Origin of the sequence: Croceivirga sp. JEA036 (assembly GCF_011882165.1) — a bacterium.
Lineage (GTDB): Bacteria > Bacteroidota > Bacteroidia > Flavobacteriales > Flavobacteriaceae > Croceivirga.
The window spans coordinates 232,838-253,537 of sequence record NZ_JAATON010000003.1 but is presented as its reverse complement, the minus strand read 5'-3'; the positions used below and the strand labels follow the sequence as shown (position 1 = coordinate 253,537).

The 20,700-nt window shown below is 36.0% G+C and carries 21 protein-coding genes; 10 read left to right on the top strand and 11 right to left on the bottom strand.

Annotation, left to right across the window (positions count from 1 at the left end; genetic code table 11):
• Positions 1–6: 6 nt before the first annotated feature.
• Positions 7–702: an ABC transporter ATP-binding protein gene (locus HCO57_RS09590; protein ID WP_167988850.1), complete on the bottom strand. Its 696-nt coding sequence runs from the start codon at positions 700–702 to the stop codon at positions 7–9.
• A 54-nt stretch (positions 703–756) separates the two neighbouring features.
• Complete coding sequence (locus HCO57_RS09585) at positions 757–2,004, bottom strand: efflux RND transporter periplasmic adaptor subunit (protein ID WP_167988849.1); 1,248 nt, start codon at positions 2,002–2,004, stop codon at positions 757–759.
• 158 nt (positions 2,005–2,162) lie between these two features.
• Between HCO57_RS09585 and HCO57_RS09580 the strand changes: the two genes are divergently transcribed.
• Together HCO57_RS09580 and HCO57_RS09575 are read left to right on the top strand one after the other, a co-directional pair.
• On the top strand, positions 2,163–3,521 hold the full coding sequence (locus tag HCO57_RS09580; protein ID WP_136950523.1) for a sigma-54-dependent transcriptional regulator: 1,359 nt from the start codon (positions 2,163–2,165) through the stop codon (positions 3,519–3,521).
• 7 nt (positions 3,522–3,528) lie between these two features.
• Positions 3,529–4,860 carry a sensor histidine kinase gene (locus tag HCO57_RS09575; protein ID WP_136950524.1) on the top strand — a complete coding sequence of 444 codons (1,332 nt, stop codon included), beginning with the start codon at positions 3,529–3,531 and terminating at the stop codon, positions 4,858–4,860.
• Here the strand turns inward: HCO57_RS09575 and HCO57_RS09570 are convergent.
• The 3 genes from HCO57_RS09570 to HCO57_RS09560 form a co-directional block, all read right to left on the bottom strand.
• A complete protein-coding gene (locus HCO57_RS09570; protein WP_167988848.1) occupies positions 4,841–5,311 on the bottom strand; it encodes a regulatory protein RecX in 471 nt (156 codons plus the stop codon). The genes HCO57_RS09575 and HCO57_RS09570 overlap by 20 nt on opposite strands.
• Positions 5,312–5,368: 57 nt before the next feature.
• Positions 5,369–6,916 (bottom strand): ribonuclease E/G, encoded by a 1,548-nt coding sequence (locus tag HCO57_RS09565; protein ID WP_136950526.1) that lies wholly within the window; start codon positions 6,914–6,916, stop codon positions 5,369–5,371.
• A 254-nt stretch (positions 6,917–7,170) separates the two neighbouring features.
• The gene (locus HCO57_RS09560; protein ID WP_136950527.1) at positions 7,171–7,461 is read right to left on the bottom strand and encodes an HU family DNA-binding protein; all 291 of its coding nucleotides are present in this window, start codon (positions 7,459–7,461) and stop codon (positions 7,171–7,173) included.
• Between the two features lie 119 nt (positions 7,462–7,580).
• Here HCO57_RS09560 and mutY point away from each other — a divergent pair, with 119 nt between their 5' ends.
• From mutY to gldD, 4 genes are read left to right on the top strand one after another with little or no spacing between them, the layout of a single operon-like run.
• Positions 7,581–8,612 carry an A/G-specific adenine glycosylase gene (mutY, locus tag HCO57_RS09555; protein ID WP_167988847.1) on the top strand — a complete coding sequence of 344 codons (1,032 nt, stop codon included), beginning with the start codon at positions 7,581–7,583 and terminating at the stop codon, positions 8,610–8,612.
• Between the two features lie 14 nt (positions 8,613–8,626).
• Positions 8,627–9,097 carry a single-stranded DNA-binding protein gene (locus HCO57_RS09550; protein WP_136950529.1) on the top strand — a complete coding sequence of 157 codons (471 nt, stop codon included), beginning with the start codon at positions 8,627–8,629 and terminating at the stop codon, positions 9,095–9,097.
• Positions 9,098–9,107: 10 nt separating this feature from the next.
• Positions 9,108–10,442, top strand: a complete 1,335-nt coding sequence (locus HCO57_RS09545) for a gliding motility-associated protein GldE (protein WP_167988846.1) — start codon at positions 9,108–9,110, stop codon at positions 10,440–10,442.
• Entirely contained in the window at positions 10,432–10,983 is a 552-nt protein-coding gene (gene gldD / locus HCO57_RS09540) for a gliding motility lipoprotein GldD (RefSeq protein ID WP_136950531.1), read from the top strand. The genes HCO57_RS09545 and gldD overlap by 11 nt, the downstream gene beginning before the upstream one ends.
• A 2-nt stretch (positions 10,984–10,985) precedes the next feature.
• Here the strand turns inward: gldD and HCO57_RS09535 are convergent, their stop codons facing one another.
• The 4 genes from HCO57_RS09535 to HCO57_RS09520 form a co-directional block, all read right to left on the bottom strand.
• Positions 10,986–11,408 carry a hypothetical protein gene (locus tag HCO57_RS09535; protein ID WP_167988845.1) on the bottom strand — a complete coding sequence of 141 codons (423 nt, stop codon included), beginning with the start codon at positions 11,406–11,408 and terminating at the stop codon, positions 10,986–10,988.
• A 193-nt stretch (positions 11,409–11,601) separates the two neighbouring features.
• Positions 11,602–12,255, bottom strand: coding sequence for an NAD(P)-dependent oxidoreductase (locus HCO57_RS09530; protein ID WP_167988844.1), 654 nt, complete (start codon positions 12,253–12,255; stop codon positions 11,602–11,604).
• Positions 12,256–12,321: 66 nt separating this feature from the next.
• Positions 12,322–14,394, bottom strand: coding sequence for a M16 family metallopeptidase (locus HCO57_RS09525; RefSeq protein WP_167988843.1), 2,073 nt, complete (start codon positions 14,392–14,394; stop codon positions 12,322–12,324).
• 7 nt (positions 14,395–14,401) lie between these two features.
• Entirely contained in the window at positions 14,402–15,724 is a 1,323-nt protein-coding gene (locus HCO57_RS09520; RefSeq protein ID WP_136950536.1) for a M16 family metallopeptidase, read from the bottom strand.
• Between the two features lie 134 nt (positions 15,725–15,858).
• Between HCO57_RS09520 and HCO57_RS09515 the strand changes: the two genes are divergently transcribed.
• The 3 genes from HCO57_RS09515 to rpmA all read left to right on the top strand — a co-directional run bounded on the left by HCO57_RS09515 (position 15,859) and on the right by rpmA (position 17,351).
• The gene (locus HCO57_RS09515) at positions 15,859–16,311 is read left to right on the top strand and encodes a DUF4199 domain-containing protein (protein ID WP_167988842.1); all 453 of its coding nucleotides are present in this window, start codon (positions 15,859–15,861) and stop codon (positions 16,309–16,311) included.
• A gap of 97 nt (positions 16,312–16,408) precedes the next feature.
• Positions 16,409–17,047, top strand: coding sequence for a 50S ribosomal protein L21 (gene rplU / locus HCO57_RS09510; RefSeq protein WP_167988841.1), 639 nt, complete (start codon positions 16,409–16,411; stop codon positions 17,045–17,047).
• 43 nt (positions 17,048–17,090) lie between these two features.
• Positions 17,091–17,351 carry a 50S ribosomal protein L27 gene (gene rpmA, locus HCO57_RS09505; protein ID WP_136950539.1) on the top strand — a complete coding sequence of 87 codons (261 nt, stop codon included), beginning with the start codon at positions 17,091–17,093 and terminating at the stop codon, positions 17,349–17,351.
• A gap of 119 nt (positions 17,352–17,470) precedes the next feature.
• Here the strand turns inward: rpmA and HCO57_RS09500 are convergent, their stop codons facing one another.
• Positions 17,471–18,574: an SDR family oxidoreductase gene (locus HCO57_RS09500; protein WP_167988840.1), complete on the bottom strand. Its 1,104-nt coding sequence runs from the start codon at positions 18,572–18,574 to the stop codon at positions 17,471–17,473.
• 75 nt (positions 18,575–18,649) lie between these two features.
• Positions 18,650–19,966, bottom strand: a complete 1,317-nt coding sequence (ahcY, locus tag HCO57_RS09495; protein WP_010516405.1) for an adenosylhomocysteinase — start codon at positions 19,964–19,966, stop codon at positions 18,650–18,652.
• 64 nt (positions 19,967–20,030) lie between these two features.
• Here ahcY and HCO57_RS09490 point away from each other — a divergent pair, with 64 nt between their 5' ends.
• The gene (locus HCO57_RS09490) at positions 20,031–20,672 is read left to right on the top strand and encodes a 4'-phosphopantetheinyl transferase family protein (protein WP_167989107.1); all 642 of its coding nucleotides are present in this window, start codon (positions 20,031–20,033) and stop codon (positions 20,670–20,672) included.
• Positions 20,673–20,700: the final 28 nt, after the last annotated feature.

Genomic DNA, 20,700 nt, shown 5'->3' with positions numbered 1-20,700 from the left:
GGATGATTAAACTATGGCTACTTGTCTTTGGTTTTCTTTTTCCATTAAGATATTACCATCTTTTAGGGTTACGATTCGGTTGCTAAAACTGGCGTCATAACTAGAATGGGTTACCATTAAAATGGTAGAACCTTGGTGGTTAAGCTCAGACAACAACTCCATTACCTCATTACCATTGGTGCTGTCTAGATTACCGGTAGGTTCATCTGCCAAAATTATTTTTGGGGCGGTCACCAATGCACGGGCAACGGCAACGCGTTGTTGTTGCCCACCAGAGAGCTGTTGTGGATAATGTTTATTTCTATGTGCAATATTTAAACGCTCCATAACGGCGATTACTCGTTCTTTGCGTTCTTTTTTAGCAATATTGTTGTAAACAAGTGGTAATTCTATATTCTCATAGACATTAAGCTCGTCTATTAAATTAAAGTTCTGAAAAATGAAACCGATGTTTTCTTTCCGTACTTGGGCTCTGTCTTTTTCTTTTAGACCATGCATTTCTTGTCCTAAAAATTGATAACTGCCGTTATCAAAAGAATCTAACAAGCCTATAACGTTAAGTAAAGTAGATTTGCCGCACCCAGACGGTCCCATAATGGCCATAAAATCGCCTTGGTTTACCTGTAAAGAAATTTGGTTCAAAGCAGTAGTTTCTACTTCTTCAGTACTATAGGTTTTTAAAAGTTGCTGTATAGTAATCATGCTAAAACGTTTAAAATTAGATTGATGATGAATTTTATTAACTGTATCATGGTTTTAATCTTCTAAGTATAAAATGTCTTTGTCTTTGTAATCGTTGTAAGAAGATGTAATTACCCTGTCTCCCGCTTGTAGGCCATCTAAAACCTCATAAAAGTGTGCATTGACTTTACCAATGGTTATACTGCGTTTTACTGCTTTACTATCACTGGTAAGCACAAAAACAAATTGGCCGCCGCTCGAGATATAAAAAGTGCCTTTTGGTAATAATAAAGCCGATTTTTCCTCTTTAGAAAGGTATAGTTTAACAGGTACGGTCATTCCTTGGTTTATACTCTTGGGCGCTTTTTCTTTAAAATTCAATTCTACTTGAAATTTGCCATTGACCACCTCTGCCACTACATTTTTTATGAATAAAGGGTATAGACTGTCATTCATTTCCAAATGTGCCTCTTGCCCTTTGGCTACGTCATTAAAATAATACTCATCTGCTGCTAAAACTAACTTATAGCCATCTTGCATGTCTAATTTGCCAATAAGCTCACTTTTGTTATACGATTTTCCAAGGATGGGATTAAAAGAAGAAAGCAGCCCAGATGCCGGTGCCTTAACAATGAAATTTTCTTTGTTCTGTCTTAATTGTTCTAGACTTTCTTCCATTTTGGTAATGGATGCGTTTATCAAATGCAACTGATTGGCCCGGTCCTGTTGCTCCTTTTTAACATGTACCTTAATATTTTGCTGTTGTTTGGATTGAAAGCTATAGGTTTCTTGCGATTTTAAGTAGTCATTTTTACTAATAACACCTTTTCTATATAATGTGGTATCCATGCTATATTGGCGTTCTGCATTGTTGTAATTGTAAGTCATTTCAATTAAATCTCGATCCAATAGCATTTGCTGATTTTTTATGGCGATTCTGGTATTTCTTAGGTTGTTTATTTGTTCTATTATGGCTGTTTCTTGGGTAAGGTAACCCAATTCTGCATTAGGGTTGTATAGCTCTAAAAGTAATTGCCCTTCTGTAACTATATCGCCATTTTGTGCAAAGATTTTTTTTACAGAACCGCTTTCTATGGTATTTATTTGTAAGGTATTTAGTGGATGCACTTGTGCGTTGAATAATGCCATATCTTCAAAAAGACCTTTGGTTACCGTTTTAATACGTAACCGCTCTTTTTTAATCCTAACTTTTTGGTTAGCATCAAAAGCAGACCATAGTGCAAAACCCAATAGCAAAAGAGGTAAGGCTATTAGGGCAATCTTTTTAGTAGGATTCTTCTTTTTTTCTATTTTTTGGTCCATGCTATTCATTTTCAGTGGTATGTAAGCTTATATCGTGCCATTAAAAAAAACATCTGTAAGTAACTGATAATCAATGAAAAATAATATTGAATAAATTTTAAACTGTTCATTATCGAACACTTACTTGTTCATTATCGTACAACTTGCTAACATTGGGTATGGCAAAGCAAGAGGCAACCGTACTAATTCTAGATGATGATAAAGACATTCTTTTTTCCATGGAGGTGTTTTTAAAAAGACATTTTAGCAAAGTACTTACAACAACCAATCCTAAAGAATTGGTAACCATGCTTAACAAAACAGTCTTGCATTTGGTGGTAATGGATATGAATTTTAGGGCAGGAGACCAGAGTGGTAAAGAAGGTTTGTATTGGCTTAAGTTAATAAAAGAACGTTCTCAAGAAACCATGGTGGTGTTAATGACGGCATATGCCAATGTAGATTTAGCGGTGGAAAGTTTAAAAAAAGGGGCTTTCGATTTTGTTTTAAAGCCTTGGGACAATGATAAGCTTTTGGCAACCTTGCAAAAGGGACTTTCTATGGTTAGGTCCAACACGCAGCAAAGCAAACTACAAAGCTTAACTAAAAACGGTTTAGTACCACAAGAGCATGTTTTGGGTAAGTCCCAAGCATTTAAAGAGGTGTTGCATTTGGTAGAAAAAGTGGCAGATACGCAAGCCAATGTGCTCCTATTAGGAGAAAATGGTACCGGTAAATATGTAATAGCGAAAATGCTACATCAAAATTCTGCCAGAAAAGACAACATATTTGTGCATGTAGATTTGGGTTCCTTAAATGAAAACTTGTTTGAGAGCGAATTGTTCGGTCATGCAAAAGGGGCGTTTACAGATGCTAAGGAAGATAGTTTAGGACGATTTGAGTTAGCAGATGAGGGAACTTTGTTTTTGGATGAAATAGGAAACTTGCCAATGCATTTACAGAGCAAATTGTTAACGGTACTGCAAACCAAAAAAGTTGTTCGTCTTGGCGAATCAAAAGAAAGAACGGTGAATGTGAGGATTATATGTGCTACCAATATGGATTTGCATCAGATGGTTGTGGAGCAGCGATTTAGACAAGATTTACTGTACCGTATCAATACCATGGAAATCGTATTGCCTGCATTACGGGAGCGTTCTGGCGATGTAGCGTTATTGGCACATCATTTTTTAGAAAAGAACAAGCGTAAATACCAAAAAGGCCGCTTGCAATTTTCTATTGAAGCGTTAAACGCTATGGAAAAGTATCATTGGCCCGGTAATATTAGAGAATTAGAACACATTGTAGAGCGCGCGGTTATTTTAAGTGAAGAAAATGAAATTCAAGAATCTGATTTACGATTTGGTCCAGCGGTCACCCCAAAAGAAACGGTTAAAAATTTAAATTTAGAGGCTACCGAAAAACATTTGATACAATTGGCTTTAAAGAAGCATACGGGTAATGTAAGTAAGGCCGCAAAAGAATTGGGTATTACAAGAGCCGCTTTGTATAGGCGAATGGAAAAACATAATTTGTGAGTATATCATGCGCTACTTTAATACTTTCTTTTGGTTTTGTCTTGTGCTGATTGCCATAGGTATTTCTGCAGCCGTCTATTATGGTTTGCAGGGATTTCTCTTTCTGCCACTTTTTTTAGTCGTGCTTTGCATTGGTATAGGGGGCATGCTTTTGTGGCGTATTAAAAATGGCTATTTAAGAACCACCCAAGTAATACAAGCATTAGTACAAGAAGACTATGCGTTTAAAGTGCCAGAAAATCAATTGCCAGCTGCATTAGCTTCGCCCTTGCAAATATTATATGGTAACTTAAAATCGGCCAAAAAGAATGCAGATGCCCAAAAAATAGTGTATGAGGGTATTATAGAAGCTATGGATACGGGCATCCTTATTTTAAGAAAGGGGGACGATAAGCTTTTTTTTGCTAACAGAGCGTTTTTTCAACTTTTACAAATGCCTAGGTATAACAAATGGCAAAATGCTTCACGCGAATTAAAAGCCTTTGATGCGTATTTTCAGGAAGAAAATTGGAAGAATACAAAGGATGTAATAACCCTGAATATTAATGGTAAAGAAAGTGATTTTTCTTTGCGAACCTTTATTTCTTACATCCATAATCAGGCTTATTTGGTAGTAAATTTAGATGCCATACAGAGTTTAATAGAAAAAAAAGAGAAAGAAGCTTGGTTCAATTTGATGAAGGTGATGAGTCATGAAATAATCAATACCATGGCGCCCATACAGCCCTTAGCTAATAATTTAGAATTTCTATTAGCAGAACATAAATCTAGCTTAGGCGATAGTTACACCGATGTAAGCCAAAGTGTAGAAACCATTCAAAAGCGCTCCAAACATTTATTGGATTTTATAGATACATACCGACTGTTAACAGAACTGCCCACACCTAAATTAGAGTGGGTTACGGTTACTAATTTATTAGAAGGTAGTCTGTCTTTGTTAAGGGGTATGTTGCAAGAAAAAGGTATTGAGGTCAATGTAACTATACCTAATGATAAATTGCGGGTATACGTAGATGCCAAACAGATAGAACAGGTACTCATAAACCTGCTTACTAATTGTGTGTATGCATTAGATGGCATAAGCAACCCTAAAATTGGCTTTACTGCGGAAGAACAGGAGCAAAAAGTGGTTTTTACCATTGCGGACAATGGTAAAGGCATAGCTGCTAGTTTAAAACGAGATGTATTTGTACCCTTCTTTACAACCCGTAAAAACGGTTCGGGAATTGGATTAAGTTTAAGTAGAAATATTATGAATGCCCACAACGGTAGCATACATTTTACAAGTAAAGCTGGTACTACCCAATTTCACCTTGGTTTTAAGATGCCAAATCATTGATTTTCTCGTAAATAAGGTGGCTTTCCCAACCTCGATATAACAAATAATCTAACAGTTTTTTTTTACGTTTCTGAGGCGGTAAACCTTGGGTCTGTTCCCATTTTTTATCTGCCAATTCATGAAAAACAGTGTAATAATCTCCTTCTATTTCTTTTAAGGCTGTTTTTATATTGTAGTGCGATATTTGCCTTAGCTTAAGTTCTGTCGTGATACGATTTCTACCCCATTTTTTGTACTTAAATTTTCCTCTAGCATAGCTTTGAGCAAAGCGTTCCTCATTTAGATAATTTTCTTGAATCAAGTGAGCAATTATATGGTCAATAGCCTGCGGAATCATGCGCATACCCTTTAATTTGTCTACCACTTCTTTGTGGCAGCGGTCTTGGTAAGCGCAATATGCTTCTAATTTTCTTGTGGCTTCTTCTACTGTAAAACTTGGGGTATTTTGCATGCTATAAATGTATAAAAACAAAAAAAGCGACTCCAAATAAATGAAGTCGCTTTTAACTTAATTCAGTTCTTTGCCGTCCTTATTTTTAAACTTGTATTCTAGATACGTATAGGCATCCCTTGGTTGTATTTTAATCCATTTTTTATGGTCTAAAAACCATTTAGTTCTTATGGAAGGAAAACCCTTGGTTAGGTATGCAGCAATAAAGGGATGTATGTTTAACTCAATTCCTTTACTGTCCTTATTCTGTTTTAAAATACGTTCTAGATGAGCGTTTATCTTGTCAATTAAAACAATAGGAGCTTCTACCTCCTCACCAGTACCATTAGGATTGGCTTCACTAGTTTTAATATTCATTTCTGGACGTACACGTTGCCTCGTAATTTGTACTAAACCAAATTTGCTAGGCGGTAATATTTTATGTTTTGCCCGGTCGTCCTTCATTTCTTCCCTAAGATGATCATAAAGTTTTCTTCTATGTTCACCTTTGGTCATATCTATAAAGTCGACGACGATGATGCCACCCATATCTCGTAAACGCAATTGGCGCGCAATTTCTGTTGCTGCTAAAAGATTTACTTCTAATGCGGTGTCTTCTTGATTTTTGGCTTTATTAGAGCGGTTACCACTGTTTACATCTATAACATGCAAAGCTTCTGTGTGCTCAATAACCAAATAGGCACCTCTACTCATAGAGGCTGTTTTACCAAAAGAGGTTTTTATCTGCCGTTCTATTCCAAATTTTTCATAGATAGGGGCATTACCATTGTAGTGCTTTACAATAGATTCCTTTTCTGGTGCTATTTCGTGCAAGTAATCTCTTATATTATCATAAAGCGTTTCATCATCTACATGTATTCCTGTAAAAGTATCATTGAATACGTCTCTTAATATGGAAGAAGCTCTATTAAGTTCTACCAATACCTTAGATGGATGATTTGCATTGTGTAGAGATTTGCACATTGCTGTCCATTTAGACAACAAATTTTGAAGGTCTTTATCTAATTCTGCGACTTTCTTGTCTTTTGCCACGGTGCGTATTATAACACCAAACCCTTTGGGTTTTATACTGGTTACCAATCTTTTTAAACGCTCTTTCTCTTCTCTGCTCTCAATTTTTTGAGATACAGAAACGCGTTCAGAAAAGGGTACCATAACCAAGTAACGCCCGGCAATGGAAAGTTCCGAGCTAATTCTTGGACCCTTGGTAGAAATTGGTTCTTTTACAATTTGTACCAAGATAGATTGATTGGCTTTAACAACATCGTTGATACTGCCATTCTTGTCAATGTCTTTTTCAAATGGAAAATTTTTTAATGAAAAGTCTCTGAGCTTACCAGTTTTGGCCTGTTTAACAAACTTCAACATGGAAGAAAGTTGCGGTCCTAAGTCATGGTAGTGCAAAAAGGCATCTTTTTCATAACCTACATTTACAAAGGCGGCGTTTAAACCTGTAACAGGTTTTCTGATTTTGGCCAAAAATATATCGCCAACAGAAAAACTATTATTGTCCTCTTCTTTATGTAGTTCTGTAAGTTTTCCATCTTTTAATAGGGCAAAATCCACGGCGTCAGAACTAGATCTTACGATTAATTCTCTATTCACCTTTTTAAATTTTTACCTACACCCAATAGTGGGTACAGATGATTAAACAATTATGTGTGTCGATTAGCTAATCGAATTATAATTATTGTCTGGTCCGTAATGTCAATGAACGTATTCTTTTAAAAAGAAAAAGTAGTCTATCGACTACTTTTTCTTGTGTCTGTTGGCTCTTCTACGCTTTTTTCTCTTGTGCGTAGCCACCTTATGTCTTTTTCTTTTTTTACCACTCGGCATACAGCGTTGCTTTTATATTATTACTTAACTTGAACATTACTCTTAACTCCCTCAACAAATACTTTTGCAGGTTTAAATGCAGGTATATTGTGTGCAGGAATTTTTATTGTTGTATTTTTTGAAATATTTCTTCCGGTCTTTTCTGCCCTTGTTTTGATAATGAAACTTCCAAAACCTCTTAGGTACACATTATCACCATTCTCCAAAGAAGATTTAACCTCTTCCATAAACGACTCTACAGTCGCTTGTACATCACCTTTCTCAATACCCAGTTTCTCTGAGATTTTAGAAACAATATCCGCTTTCGTCATTTTCCGTTATTATTATTAATAGGTTTTTTAAATTGGCTTGCAAATATATAAATGTTTTATATAACGCCCTAAATTTTAAGTATATAAACTGATAAGGGCTTTGGATAGTATTTTCTTACATGGATTTTTCAGAAATAATTTTGCGTTGGTACCAGGAAAACAAAAGGGATTTGCCGTGGCGTAGCACCCGTGAACCCTATAAAATTTGGCTATCAGAAGTGATGTTGCAACAAACAAGAGTTGCACAAGGATTGCCTTATTACCAGAAATTTGTGGAAGAATTTCCGACAGTTTTTGACATGGCTAAAGCGCCAGAAGAACAAATTTTAAAATTATGGCAAGGGCTAGGTTACTACTCACGCGCTAGAAATATGCATGCTACCGCAAAAATGGTGGTTAATGAATTGGGGGGTAACTTTCCTACAACACATAAAGAATTATTAAAACTGAAAGGAGTGGGGGATTATACCGCTAGTGCTATAGCTTCTATTTGTTTTAATGAACCAGCACCCGTAGTAGATGGTAATGTATATCGTGTGTTAGCCCGTTATTTTGGAATTGATATACCTATTAATAGCACAGATGGAATAAAATACTTTAAAGGCTTAGCCAAAAAACTAATGGCAACCACCAATGTGCGTGATTATAATCAAGGTATTATGGAATTTGGCGCCATACAATGTGCGCCAAAAAGCCCTAATTGTAAATTATGTCCTTTACAAAGTAGTTGTGTGGCTTTCGCAGAAAATAGAATTACAGAATTGCCTGTGAAATTAAAAAAGACCAAAGTAAAACACAGGTATTTTAATTATATGGTTTTTGTGGACGACGCTAAAAAAACAGCTTTGGAAAAGCGGGAAGGGAAGGGTATTTGGCAGCATCTTTATCAATTTCCTTTAATAGAGGCAGAAGAGCCTTTAAACATTCAACAAATAGAAGATAGGTTAAAACTAAAAGGACAATTATATAAAAAGGTATATCTGTTTAATTCAGAAAACATAGTTCATAAATTATCCCATCAACACATACATACTAAATTTTGGATTGTAGCGGTAACAAAAATTAAAGAGAATGCTGTATCTTTTGCTAAAGCAAAAGAATTTCCTGTGCCAGTTTTAATTGCACAGTTTATGGAGCGCTTTAAATTTTAGTATTTTTGTCGATTATGAGTGGAACATTAAATAAAGTAATGCTGATAGGGCATTTAGGAGATGAGATTAAGATGCATTATTTTGATGGTGGCGGGTGCATTGGTAGATTCCCACTAGCAACTAATGAGACGTATACCAATAGGCAAACTGGCGAGCGTGTTACTAATACAGACTGGCATAATATTGTTGTGCGTAATAAGGCAGCCGAGGTTTGCGAAAAATACCTAAAAAAAGGAGACAAAGTTTATATTGAAGGTAGACTTAAAAATAGACAGTGGCAAGGAGAAGATGGAAACACCCGCTATGCAACGGAAGTACACGTGCAAGATTTTACCTTTTTAACTAATAAAAATGAGAGTATGCAGGGGAATAATCAACAGAATGTTGGTCAAAATTCTTCTGCTAACAATACTTCTCAAGGATACAGCGTTCCAGAACAGAAAGCTCCTATGCAGGAAGCAGAAGATGACGATTTACCGTTTTAATTCTATTTAATTGGACCCAGAGCCCTATAGTTCGGTATTATTATTTGTTGCCCCAGATGGCGTTTTAGTAGCACAACTGGTTGTGCTTTTACTTTTGTTGATTTGTTCTGCTTTAATTTCTGGGGCAGAGGTAGCTTTATTTGGACTATCTCAAACCGAACTGAATGCTATTGAGGAGGCCCAAACCAGCAAGGGGAATTTAATTCTTAAATTACTAGAGAAACCCAAAAAGTTGTTAGCAACAATATTAATAGCCAATAACGCGATTAATATTGGAGTTGTTTTGCTTTTTAGCGAAATCGGTGACATTCTGTTTTCAGAAATGGATCAGACCCTATTTGGGGTCATATCGGTACGTTTTATTTTAGAAGTAGTGGTGGCTACCTTTCTTATTCTAATGTTCGGTGAAATTTTGCCTAAAATATATGCCAATCGTAATAAGTCGCAATTTGCTCATTTTATGGCTTTACCACTTAAGGGGTTAGACTTTTTATTTACCCCAATGAGTATGCCTATGCGTTCTGCCACTATTTTTTTACAAGATAAACTAGGTAAGCAGAAAGCAAATATTAGTGTAGATCAATTATCACAGGCATTAGAGCTTACCTCAGAAGGAGATACTACTAAAGAGGAGCAGAAAATATTAGAAGGAATTGTATCTTTTGGTAATACAGACACCAAGCAAGTAATGCGGCCACGAATAGATATTTTTGCCCTGAATGCTGAGCTCAAATTTACAGAGGTAATAGAAGAAATTAAAAAGAATGGATTTTCTAGAATTCCTGTTTTTACAGAGAATATGGATAACGTATCTGGTGTGCTTTATGTAAAAGATTTGTTGCCGTATTTAGATAGAAAAACATTTAATTGGCATACCCTCTTGCGCGAGCCATATTTTGTGCCAGAAAATAAAAAACTAGATGATTTGTTGCTAGAGTTCCAAGAGCAGAAAAAGCATTTAGCTATAGTAGTAGATGAATACGGTGGCACTTCTGGTATTGTAACTTTAGAAGATATTATAGAAGAGATTGTTGGGGATATTAGTGATGAGTTTGATGATGAAGATTTGATATATTCCAAACTAGATGAGCATACCTACGTTTTTGAAGGTAAAACAAATCTTAAAGATTTTTATAGGGTTATTAAAATTGATGACGAATCCGAAGAGCAGTTTGAGCTCAATAAAGGTGAATCAGAAACCATTGCAGGGTTTGTGCTGGAAACCTCTGGGAGTTTCCCTAAAAAAGGCGAAAGTGTAGTTTTTAACAACTATAAATTTACCATTGAAAGTTTAGATACTAAGCGTTTAAAACAAATTAAAGTTAGTTTACCACATGATGTATAGGTTAGCATTTGTAATAGTTTGTTGTATTCTATTGTTTTCTTGTAAAGAAGAGGCTATTCCAAAGCCAAAAGCAATGCTAAGATTAGATTACCCAACACCAGCGTATCAAAACTATACATCTGCTAAATTCAAATTCAATAAAAACAAGGAGGCTAAAATTAAATCTGAAAATAAAGACGGATTAGTATTGGATTATCCTAAAATGAAAGGGTCTGTTTACTTAACCTATAAGCAAGTAAATAATAACATTAATCAACTGTTAACAGATGCTCAAAAATTATCTTATGAGCATGTAGTTAAGGCGGATAATATTATAGAACAACCTTTTATCAATACGGAAAAAGGTGTTTATGGCATGTTTTACGAGGTAACGGGTAATGCGGCCAGTCAATCACAATTTTATGTAACTGATAGTGTCAATCATTTTGTGACGGGTTCGCTCTATTTTTATGCCAAGCCAAATTATGATTCTATTTATCCTGCTGCCATATATTTACAACAAGACATCCGCACCATAATGGAAAGCTTGGACTGGAATTAGGCCTATTTCTCTGGCTCTGCTAAAAGCTTCTCTGCATTTGCAATGCTAGTGTTAATCTGCTCTTTCAGTGCTTTAACTTTTACCTCTTCCTCGTCTAACCAAGCTTGTTTTTCTGGAGTAAGTTCTTTGCCATTTAAAATTTCGTCAGAATCAAAGCGGTCGCCAAAACCTTTCATCCAATCCATCATAGCGCTATTGGATTTTTGCAAGTCTTTCATTGCTTGTTGATACTGTTTTCCCGTAGCAGTAGTATCTACCTTATCTTTAAGTTGACTTACAAGTTTGCCTAAAGTGCCCATTTTAGGCATTACTTCATCATGAATGGCCATTACCTTTTGCATTTGGGAATTTCCTTCTTCATGTTTTTTATTTCCTTGACAACTACATATAATCACTACTATAAGTAAAAGAACTATTCGCTTCATGCTTTTAATCTATTTATTCTGTTTTAGAAAATTCAAGTTAAGAAATACAAAGTAAAGGTAGAAATCGCGAATACTATCAATATACATAAAATAGTTTCTTCAGTCTACAGGAAATAAATGGTGGTTAAAATAATTTTATCACCTAAACTAAGGTAGAACAAGTCAGACTAGTGTGGTTATAACGCTTTAAAAGTTATGATTTAGAAATAACTACGGTTTTACGGTTTAAATCTGTTCTAGTGATGCTATTTACCAAACACCGTGCAACGCTATCTCTGCTAACTAAAAGGTTTGGTTTGGGTTGATTGTTCCACGATTCTTGGATTGATGCTTTTTGTGACGAATTAGTCAGACCTACAGGCCTAACAATGGTCCAATTCAATTCAGAAGAATAAAGAATTTTTTCCTGCTTTTCATGGTCTTTGTATGCAAAACCAATGTTGCTATACTCTATAATCCATCTAAACCAAAAAGGGAGGTTTTTATTGGTCTCTGCAACTCCCCAAGCAGAACATATGACTATCTTATTTATAGACTCTTGCTGTGCAATAGTAGTTAGCTTATGCATTACATTAGAAAGGTATGTCTTTGGTGTTTTTAGTGGTGCCCATGGAAAGTCTGATGTTCTAGAAATATTGAGAACGCTAATTATGGCATCACATCCATTTAGAGCCTTTTGTAAATCTTGAATGTCATTAGCATCACCCTCAATAACGGTTAATTTTTGTTGAGGTTTTATACGATTTGAGTTTCTTGCTAAGCAATGTACTTCAAAACCATCTGCTAAAGCACGCTTGAGAACCAATTTCCCCGTTCTTCCTGTGGCACCAAGTACTAAGATTTTCATTTATCTTTTGCTTTAAAAAAAAAGACCGGATAAAACCCGGTCTTTAAATATATAATCAAACTAGTGCTATTCAAAATCAGCAGGAGAAACTCCTTCATTCACCTTAATTTCTTTAACTATAAAGTCAAAGCTTTGTGGTCCCATGGTTTGGGTCATTTTAAAAGGAAATTTAATTCCAGATATTTCTCTATAATCGTCTAAAATTAAAGTCTGTGTCATTTGCTGTCCTTGCATTTCTTGGACGTTCACTTCTTGGACCTTTAATCCAGTTTCTAGGTCATAGTAAACGGTTTTATTATCCGTTACTTTAATTTTGTAGGCTTTTTTGCCATTTACCATTTCTACGCCTTCTAAAGTTAAGCCACCTGCTGCCAAATAGTTTAATTCTGGAAAAGGTGCAGACTCTTCCTTAATTTTATTAATCTCATCTTCGTTAAGGTCCTTGCGTTGACCTTGCATGGTCATGTAACCTTTATTGCCGTCTAATACTTGTTTACTCATGGAATTACCCATAACCTTTACATCTTGCATAAACTGTTCCTTAGAAGTTTTTTTCATCTCTAATTCCAGCTTCATTCCTTGCATTTCTGCTTCTGCAGATAATGCGTAAGATTCTACGTTTTCTAAAGCTTCTTTTCCGCCCACAGAAGCAAGGTATTTTTCTATTACAGTGTTAGCATCTACGCCCTCTGGGGTAGCAACATCATAATTAGGTTTTTCTGTTTTGTTAGCGTTCTTATCAAAATATTTAACAGGAACAGCTTTACCATTAAAAGTTACTTTCTCAAGGTTTTCTAATACTTCGCTACCTTTACCTACAACTACTACGCGAGCATTATCCATTGAGAAATATTTATTGGCGGCAGCTTGTACATCTGCAATAGATACTGCATTTAATCGCTCTAAGTAATTCTCGTAAAAGTCTTTAGGTAAACCTTCTTTTTCAATGTTTAAGGCGTAGTTGGCTACAGTTTCAGGATTTTCTAAAGCCATAACAAATCTACCAGCATATTTAGCTTTAGTATTTTCCAACTCTTCTTTAGTGATAGGCTCCTTACGGATGCGTTCAATTTCTTTTAAAATCTCTACTACCGAGCTATCTGTAACCTGATTTCTTACCTGTGCAGTAGCGGTAAACCTAGTTTTAGAGTGTTTGTTGTCTCTTAATGAAGAGTAAGAGCCATAGGTATATCCTTTGTCTTCTCTTAGATTTAAGAAAAGTCTACCTTCACCTCCGCCACCAAGTACTTGGTTGGCAATCAAAGCCGCTAGGTAGTCTTTGTCTTTCATTTTTAGGTCTACCAAATTTTCTACCACAACTTGGGATTGTACAGCATTAGGAAGGTCTACAAAATTAATTTGTGTATACTGAACGTCCTTAGGCTCTGAATAGCTCAAAGATGGTGGCACGGCCTTGGTCCAAGGTGTAAATGCTTCGGTAACGAGTTTTTTGGCATCATTAAAGGTTATGTCTCCTATAACAATTAAATAAGCATTGGCTGGGACAAAGTAAGAACGGTAAAATTCTTCTACATCTGCCAAGGTAACATTGTTAACTGTTTCTTCTGTAGTGATTTCTCCGTAAGGATGGTTTTTACCGTATGCTAAAGCAGATTGTACATTAGAGGCAATGGTAGAAGCATCTTTCTCGCCCGATTTTAAACCTGTAATTAATTTACTTTTCTCCTTTTCAAACTCTTCTGCTGTAAAGTTAGGGTTAATGGCAGCATCTGCCATTAATTCCAGTATTCTAGGGAAATATTTAGAAAGAGAAGAGGCAAAAGCACTTTGTGAACCAAAAGATATACGGGCTCCCAAATAATCTACTTCTTCATTAAAAGCATCTTTTGCTATATTTTTTGAACCATTACCCAGCATGCTAGACATTAAGCTAGATACCCCTGCTTTATTGCCTTCTGCAATGGGCGGATTATCTATTTCTAGCTGTATGCGTACTCTTGGTAGTTTATTGTTTTCTACCACCATAACGGTTAAGCCATTATTAAGCTTAAAGGTATTGGGTTTGCTAAGGTTAATTTTTGGAGCAGGGCCAGATTCTGGTTGTTTACTCCTATCTATTTGTGCATTAGTGGTAAGGGCAACAAGTACCAATACCAGGGTAGTTATAATCTTTTTCATTTGAATATTATTGCGCATTAGCTGTTTCTGGTAAGTACTCTAACTCTAATCTTTGGTTGGCGTTCAAATATTTTTTTGCAACTTCCATAATTTCCTCTCTAGTAATAGAGCGGTATATATCTATCTGCGTGTTGATAAGATTAACATCATCAAACAACATATAATAGGTAGCTAAAGAACTAGCGATACCCTCTACGCTACTGTTAGAATTAACAAAGTTGTTTTCAAACTTATTAATCAGCTTTTGGTGGTCTTTTTCAGAAATTAATTCGGTTTTTATTTTTTCTATTTCCTCATCAATTTCTTTTTGTAAATCTTCCAAGCTTGTTTCGCCTACAGGTAGTGCCCCAACTATATAATTGCTGTACTCCTCCTGGGTTACATTAAATGCTAGAACTTGTAACGCCATTTTTTTATCATCTACCATTTTCTTGTATAGCTTTGAGCTTTTGCCATCACTTAGATAGGTAGAAATCATGTCTAATACATAGGCATCACGCTCTGTCTGTGCAGGCGTTCTGTAAGCCATTAAAACCAAAGGAATCTGTATGTTAGGGTCGTAAAATTTAGCTTTAATAGTACTCTGTATAGGGTCTTCTTTGATAACTGTACGCTCAATTGGAGCACCTTTTGGAATAGGACCAAAGTAATCCTTCACCATTTTTTTAGTTTCTGCAATATCAATATCGCCAGCAACTACCAAAACCGCGTTGTTAGGTACGTAATAAATCTGATTAAATTTTTTAAAATCGTCTAAAGAGGCGCTAGCTAAATGCTCTAAAGAACCAATAGTGGTCCATCTGTACGGGTGCTTTTTAAATAAGTTTTTAGAAACTTGTTCAAAAACGCGTCCGTAGGGAGAATTATCTACACGAAGTCTTTTTTCTTCTTGTACAACCTCTTTCTGTGTGTCTACACCAATTTGATTAATAACAGGATGCATTAAACGCTCAGATTCTAACCAAAGTCCTAATTCTAAATTATTAGAAGGGAATACTTCATAGTAGTACGTTCTATCCATGTTGGTATTGGCATTATTTCTGCCGCCATTAGAAGAAACTATTTGAAACCATTTACCGCGCTCAATATTTTTGGTGCCTTCAAATAACAAATGCTCAAAAAAGTGAGCGAAACCCGTTTTTTCTGGGTCTTCATCCTTACCACCAACGTGGTACATTACAGATGTGGTTACTACAGGTGCGCTGTTGTCCTGATGTAAAATTACGTGTAGTCCGTTGTCAAGGTCGTATTCCTCAAAGCTCACGGATTGGGCAGAGAGGCCCATGGTCAGGGCTAATACGCCCATGACAGTTAGTGTAACTCTTTTCATTTTCTATAGTAGTTTAATTGATATACCTATCGGTTGGTCTAAGATAAAGCCAATTTGTTACAAGATAGAATTACTTAAAAAGAAAAACTTTGTATCGACTGTTAATTTTTGTAACTTTTAATAAAACTAAAAGCATGAAAAATAGCACGTTACCTATCAGATTTGGCCTAGTTACCGCAGCGGTATTGGTGGCCTATTTTTTAATTCTTTCTCTGTTTAACAAGCACACCAACATTTTCTATAGCTTGTTTAATGGTGTTATTACTGGTTTTGGAATTTATGAAACCATTAAATACTTAAAGCTTAAAGACGGAGATAAATTTGATTATGGAAGAGGGTTTAAATTTGGGTTAACTACGGGTGTTGTGGCAACCTTACTTTTTACATTCTTTTTTATGGTGTATAGCACTGAGCTGAATCCATTATTTTTGGAGCAATTGTCTGCGGTTTGGGCTAAAGACTATAGCAATTTTACGGCTATAGTATTTTTTACTGTGGCAATAATGGGTATGGCTACCAGCTTAGTGTTGACATTAAGTTTTATGCAATTATTCAAGTCGTCGAAAAACATACTGAGTAAAGCATAAAAAAGACTTTTTTGCCCTTGTGGATTAAGGAATTAGCAGTATATTTGCACCCGCTATTTACGAAAATAGGGATTTAATTCAATTAAAACATTTAAATATGTACGCAATTGTAGAGATGGCAGGGCAGCAATTTAAAGTTGCGAAAGACCAGAAAGTATACGTACACCGTTTAAAAACAGAAGAAGGAGAAAAAGTTACTTTTGACCGTGTTCTTTTGTTAGATGACGCTGGTACAGTTACTGTTGGCGCCCCAGTCATAGAAGGTGCAGCCGTAGAAGCTAAGGTTGTAAAGCATTTGAAAGGCGATAAAGTTATTGTCTTTAAAAAGAAAAGGAGAAAAGGTTACCGTAAGAAAAATGGTCACAGACAATCTTTAACAGAGATTGTAGTTGAGAACATTTTGGCTAGTGGTGCTAAAAAAGCTGCTCCAGCTAAAGCAGAAACTCCTAAAAAAGAGGCTCCTAAAGCCGCCCCTAAAAAGGCAGCCAAAGGTGGAGACGATTTAAAGAAAGTTGAAGGTATTGGTCCAAAAATTGCTCAGACATTGAATGATGCGGGTATCACTACTTTTGCTGAGTTAGCAAAGACAGATGCAGCTAAAATTGCAGAAATCATTGCAGATGTACGTGGTAACCACGTTACTGATACTTGGCCAAAACAAGCAGAACTTGCCGCAGAAGGTAAGTGGGATGAGCTTAAGAAATGGCAAGATGAATTAGATGGTGGTAAAGCTTAAGTTAACCGCTACAGAAAATTAGTAAAGACAAAACCTAGAAAACATGGCACATAAAAAAGGTGTAGGTAGTTCTAAGAACGGTAGAGAATCAGAATCGAAACGATTAGGCGTTAAGATTTTTGGTGGCCAAGCTGCAATTGCTGGTAACATCATTGTACGTCAAAGAGGAACCAAACACAATGCTGGTGAAAATGTATATCTTGGAAAAGACCATACAATTCACGCTAAAGTAGATGGTGTTGTAAAATTTGAGAAGAAAGCAGGAGGTAAATCCTTCGTTTCTATTGAGCCTTTCGAAGCTTAAGAAAACTCAAAATATAGTATTAAAAAGCCCTGTTCGAGTAAATCGGATAGGGCTTTATTATGTCTATTCTCAACTAAATTATACCTAAGCCTAACTGTTTTTTAATGGAACAGTATGGATTACCACCGTTGGTTTCTAAACTTCTGACTTATAGCGTATTCTATATTCGCTTTTAAATATTCTTCTGGATTATAGTTAGGTAGTGGTAAGATAGATTCAAGTAGTTGTGTGTCCCATTTTTGCGGTTTTCCAGTCAAATACGGGGTAAGGTGAACGCCAATGGTTTCATAATAGAATTTTTCCAAAGTAGTTTCGAAACCTCCAACGCTATCTACAATTTCTTGCGTAAGCTGGTAATTGTTAAAATTAACCGCCTCTAAAATTTTTGATATTCCAGTAAGTATATGGGTACCTATAGGATTTACTATATTGAGTTGTTCTACAGGTTGGTCTATTACCTTACAAATTACTTTGGCGGCATAATCTGTTGGTATAATATTTAAGTTGCTATCATTACCAGCTTGTATACGTACGCTACCCTGTTCTGTTTTATGCTGAAAAAATTTAGCGAACAAATAAAACACCATGTATTTGGAGATAAAAAAACGGGGTTTCTCCAAAGCGTTACCACCTAGAACACTAGGTCTCAAAATTTGAATTTCAATAGTACTAGCAGCACATTGTTGTGCTACATATTTTTCCGCGGCATGTTTAGAGGCTTCGTAGTAGTTTCTATATTCTGCAGGGGTATAATTAAGGTAATCATTACCAATAACCCCATCTTGTTTGCCAGCGGCAAAGGCTGTACTGATGTAAACAAACTTTTTTAAGTATGGTTTAAAAGCAGTAAATAGCTGTTTGGTAAAGCTTAGATTCTCTTCAAAAATTTGGGCTTCGTCTTTTGGATTTACAGATAAATTCACAAAGCCAGCAGAATGTATCATGTAATAGCGCTGGTTTGCATCCAAAAAGTTTTCTGGTTGTAATGCTTTGCTTGCTTCTATTACCGTTAACTTATCCTGAATAGCTATTAAGTTCTGGGCAATAAATTTTGGAGCCATTGGACTGGTGAGCATATTTTGTATTCTATCACTAGCATCAACAGACTTCTTATTTCGTACTAAAAGGTGAATACTTTTTAGTTCATTTAACCTTTCTTCTAACAAGCTAAATAGCAGTTGCGAACCTAAAGTTCCTGTTGCTCCAGTTAAAATAATATGCATACTTGGCTATTGGTTACTAAAAAAAACAAACCCCTGCTTCTGCAAGGGTTTATAAAAGATTAACAAAGGTAAAAATTAATACCTGTAATATTCTGGCTTAAAAGGACCTTCTACGGTTACACCAATGTAAGCCGCTTGGTCTTCTTTTAAAGTAGTTAACTCTGCGCCCAATCTAGATAAGTGTAGTTCTGCAACTTTCTCATCTAAATGTTTTGGCAACATATAAACCTCATTATTGTAGTTTTCGCTATTTTTCCAAAGCTCTATTTGCGCTAAAGTTTGGTTAGTAAAACTATTACTCATTACAAAACTTGGGTGTCCTGTAGCACATCCAAGGTTTACCAATCTACCTTCTGCTAAAACAATAATGTCTTTACCGTTAACGGTGTATTTATCTACTTGTGGTTTAATTTCGTCCTTGGTGCTGCCAAAGTTTTCATTTAACCATGCCATGTCTATTTCATTGTCAAAGTGGCCAATGTTACATACAATAGCCTTGTCTTTCATGGCCTCAAAATGTTCCCCACGTACAATGTCCTTGTTACCTGTAGTGGTAATAACAATATCAGAATTACCAACAACGGTTTCTAATTTTTTTACTTCATAACCATCCATGCATGCTTGTAGCGCACAAATAGGATCTATCTCTGTTACGGTAACAATAGCTCCTGCACCACGAAAAGAAGCAGCGGTACCTTTACCTACATCACCATAACCACAAACGGTTACGCGTTTACCGGCCAACATGGTATCTGTTGCTCTACGGATAGCATCCACTGCACTTTCTTTACATCCGTATTTATTATCAAACTTAGACTTGGTAACAGAATCGTTTACGTTTATAGCGGGCATAGGTAAAGTTCCGTTTTTTACACGCTCGTACAAACGGTGTACGCCTGTAGTGGTTTCTTCTGATAAACCCTTTACACCTGCAGCTAGTTCTGGGTATTTATCCAAAACCATGTTAGTAAGGTCACCACCATCATCTAAAATCATATTTAAGGGCTGTCTATCCTCTCCAAAGAATAAGGTTTGTTCAATACACCAATCAAACTCCTCTTCGTTCATACCCTTCCAGGCATAAACCGGAATACCTGCAGCGGCTATGGCAGCAGCAGCGTGGTCTTGGGTAGAGAATATATTACAAGAACTCCAAGTAACATCTGCTCCAAGCGCTACTAAAGTTTCTATAAGTACAGCTGTTTGTATGGTCATGTGCAAACAACCAGCAATACGGGCACCTTTCAAAGGTTGTTCTTCTTTATATTCTTCCCTTAAAGCCATTAAACCGGGCATCTCTGCTTCTGCTAATTCTATCTCTTTTCTACCCCAATCGGCAAGGGCAATATCCTTCACCTTAAAAGGAACGTATGCAATTGTTTTTGTACTCATACTATTTTAATTTATTTTGATAGCAATTTTAGCCGCAAAGGTACAAATTACTTATCTTTTACAAGTGCCCGTTTATAAAACCATAATAGTATCGCCTACCACTAAAGTGTTGCTTTGGAAGGTAGAAGAACCCGAAGCAGTATTAGCTAAAGATGTGCTGCTGACCCCACATTGCCAAAACCGCATGGATGGGATGAAATCTGAAAGCCACCGAAGGGCCTTTCTAAGCATTAGACATTTGATGGCTTTGGAAGGTTATGCAGATAGTGATTTGTATTATGATGAAAATGGAAAGCCCCATTTAAAAGATGGAAAGCATATTAGCATAACCCACTCTTACAATTTTACTGCAATAATACTAAGTGATTCGCATGAGGTAGGTATAGATATAGAAAAGCAGCGCGATAAGATTATAAAAATTGCACATAAATTTACCCCTATAGAAGAGTACCATACGTTGGCCAATGCCGAAGCCATTATTCGTAAACTAACCATTGTCTGGGGTGCCAAGGAATCTCTTTACAAAATTTATGCCCAGCCGGGTCTTAGTTTTTTAAAGCATATAGATGTCCAAGATTTTACCATGGATACTGGAAAAACAACTGCACAAATAGTTTATGGCGATAAAAAATCGGTTTACGAAATAGATTTTTTAGAGTTTGAAGGGTTTACTTGTGTTTATGCTCAGCGTAATCTTGGTAGTTGAGGCTTTTAACAGTAGCTTTATGGGCCTA

Bases quoted from the DNA above. Each gene is read 5' to 3' on its own strand.
- HCO57_RS09550 (WP_136950529.1), top strand. From the start codon at position 8,627: ATGAGTGGAACATTAAATAAAGTAATGCTGATAGGGCATTTAGGAGAT.
- HCO57_RS09570 (WP_167988848.1), bottom strand. From the start codon at position 5,311: ATGCAAAATACCCCAAGTTTTACAGTAGAAGAAGCCACAAGAAAATTA.
- HCO57_RS09500 (WP_167988840.1), bottom strand. From the start codon at position 18,574: ATGCATATTATTTTAACTGGAGCAACAGGAACTTTAGGTTCGCAACTG.
- ahcY (WP_010516405.1), bottom strand. From the start codon at position 19,966: ATGAGTACAAAAACAATTGCATACGTTCCTTTTAAGGTGAAGGATATT.
- HCO57_RS09515 (WP_167988842.1), top strand. From the start codon at position 15,859: ATGAAAAATAGCACGTTACCTATCAGATTTGGCCTAGTTACCGCAGCG.
- HCO57_RS09585 (WP_167988849.1), bottom strand. From the start codon at position 2,004: ATGGACCAAAAAATAGAAAAAAAGAAGAATCCTACTAAAAAGATTGCC.
- HCO57_RS09535 (WP_167988845.1), bottom strand. From the start codon at position 11,408: ATGAAGCGAATAGTTCTTTTACTTATAGTAGTGATTATATGTAGTTGT.
- HCO57_RS09560 (WP_136950527.1), bottom strand. From the start codon at position 7,461: ATGACGAAAGCGGATATTGTTTCTAAAATCTCAGAGAAACTGGGTATT.
- HCO57_RS09575 (WP_136950524.1), top strand. From the start codon at position 3,529: ATGCGCTACTTTAATACTTTCTTTTGGTTTTGTCTTGTGCTGATTGCC.
- mutY (WP_167988847.1), top strand. From the start codon at position 7,581: ATGGATTTTTCAGAAATAATTTTGCGTTGGTACCAGGAAAACAAAAGG.
- HCO57_RS09590 (WP_167988850.1), bottom strand. From the start codon at position 702: ATGATTACTATACAGCAACTTTTAAAAACCTATAGTACTGAAGAAGTA.
- HCO57_RS09525 (WP_167988843.1), bottom strand. From the start codon at position 14,394: ATGAAAAAGATTATAACTACCCTGGTATTGGTACTTGTTGCCCTTACC.
- rplU (WP_167988841.1), top strand. From the start codon at position 16,409: ATGTACGCAATTGTAGAGATGGCAGGGCAGCAATTTAAAGTTGCGAAA.
- HCO57_RS09520 (WP_136950536.1), bottom strand. From the start codon at position 15,724: ATGAAAAGAGTTACACTAACTGTCATGGGCGTATTAGCCCTGACCATG.
- rpmA (WP_136950539.1), top strand. From the start codon at position 17,091: ATGGCACATAAAAAAGGTGTAGGTAGTTCTAAGAACGGTAGAGAATCA.
- HCO57_RS09530 (WP_167988844.1), bottom strand. From the start codon at position 12,255: ATGAAAATCTTAGTACTTGGTGCCACAGGAAGAACGGGGAAATTGGTT.
- HCO57_RS09580 (WP_136950523.1), top strand. From the start codon at position 2,163: ATGGCAAAGCAAGAGGCAACCGTACTAATTCTAGATGATGATAAAGAC.
- gldD (WP_136950531.1), top strand. From the start codon at position 10,432: ATGATGTATAGGTTAGCATTTGTAATAGTTTGTTGTATTCTATTGTTT.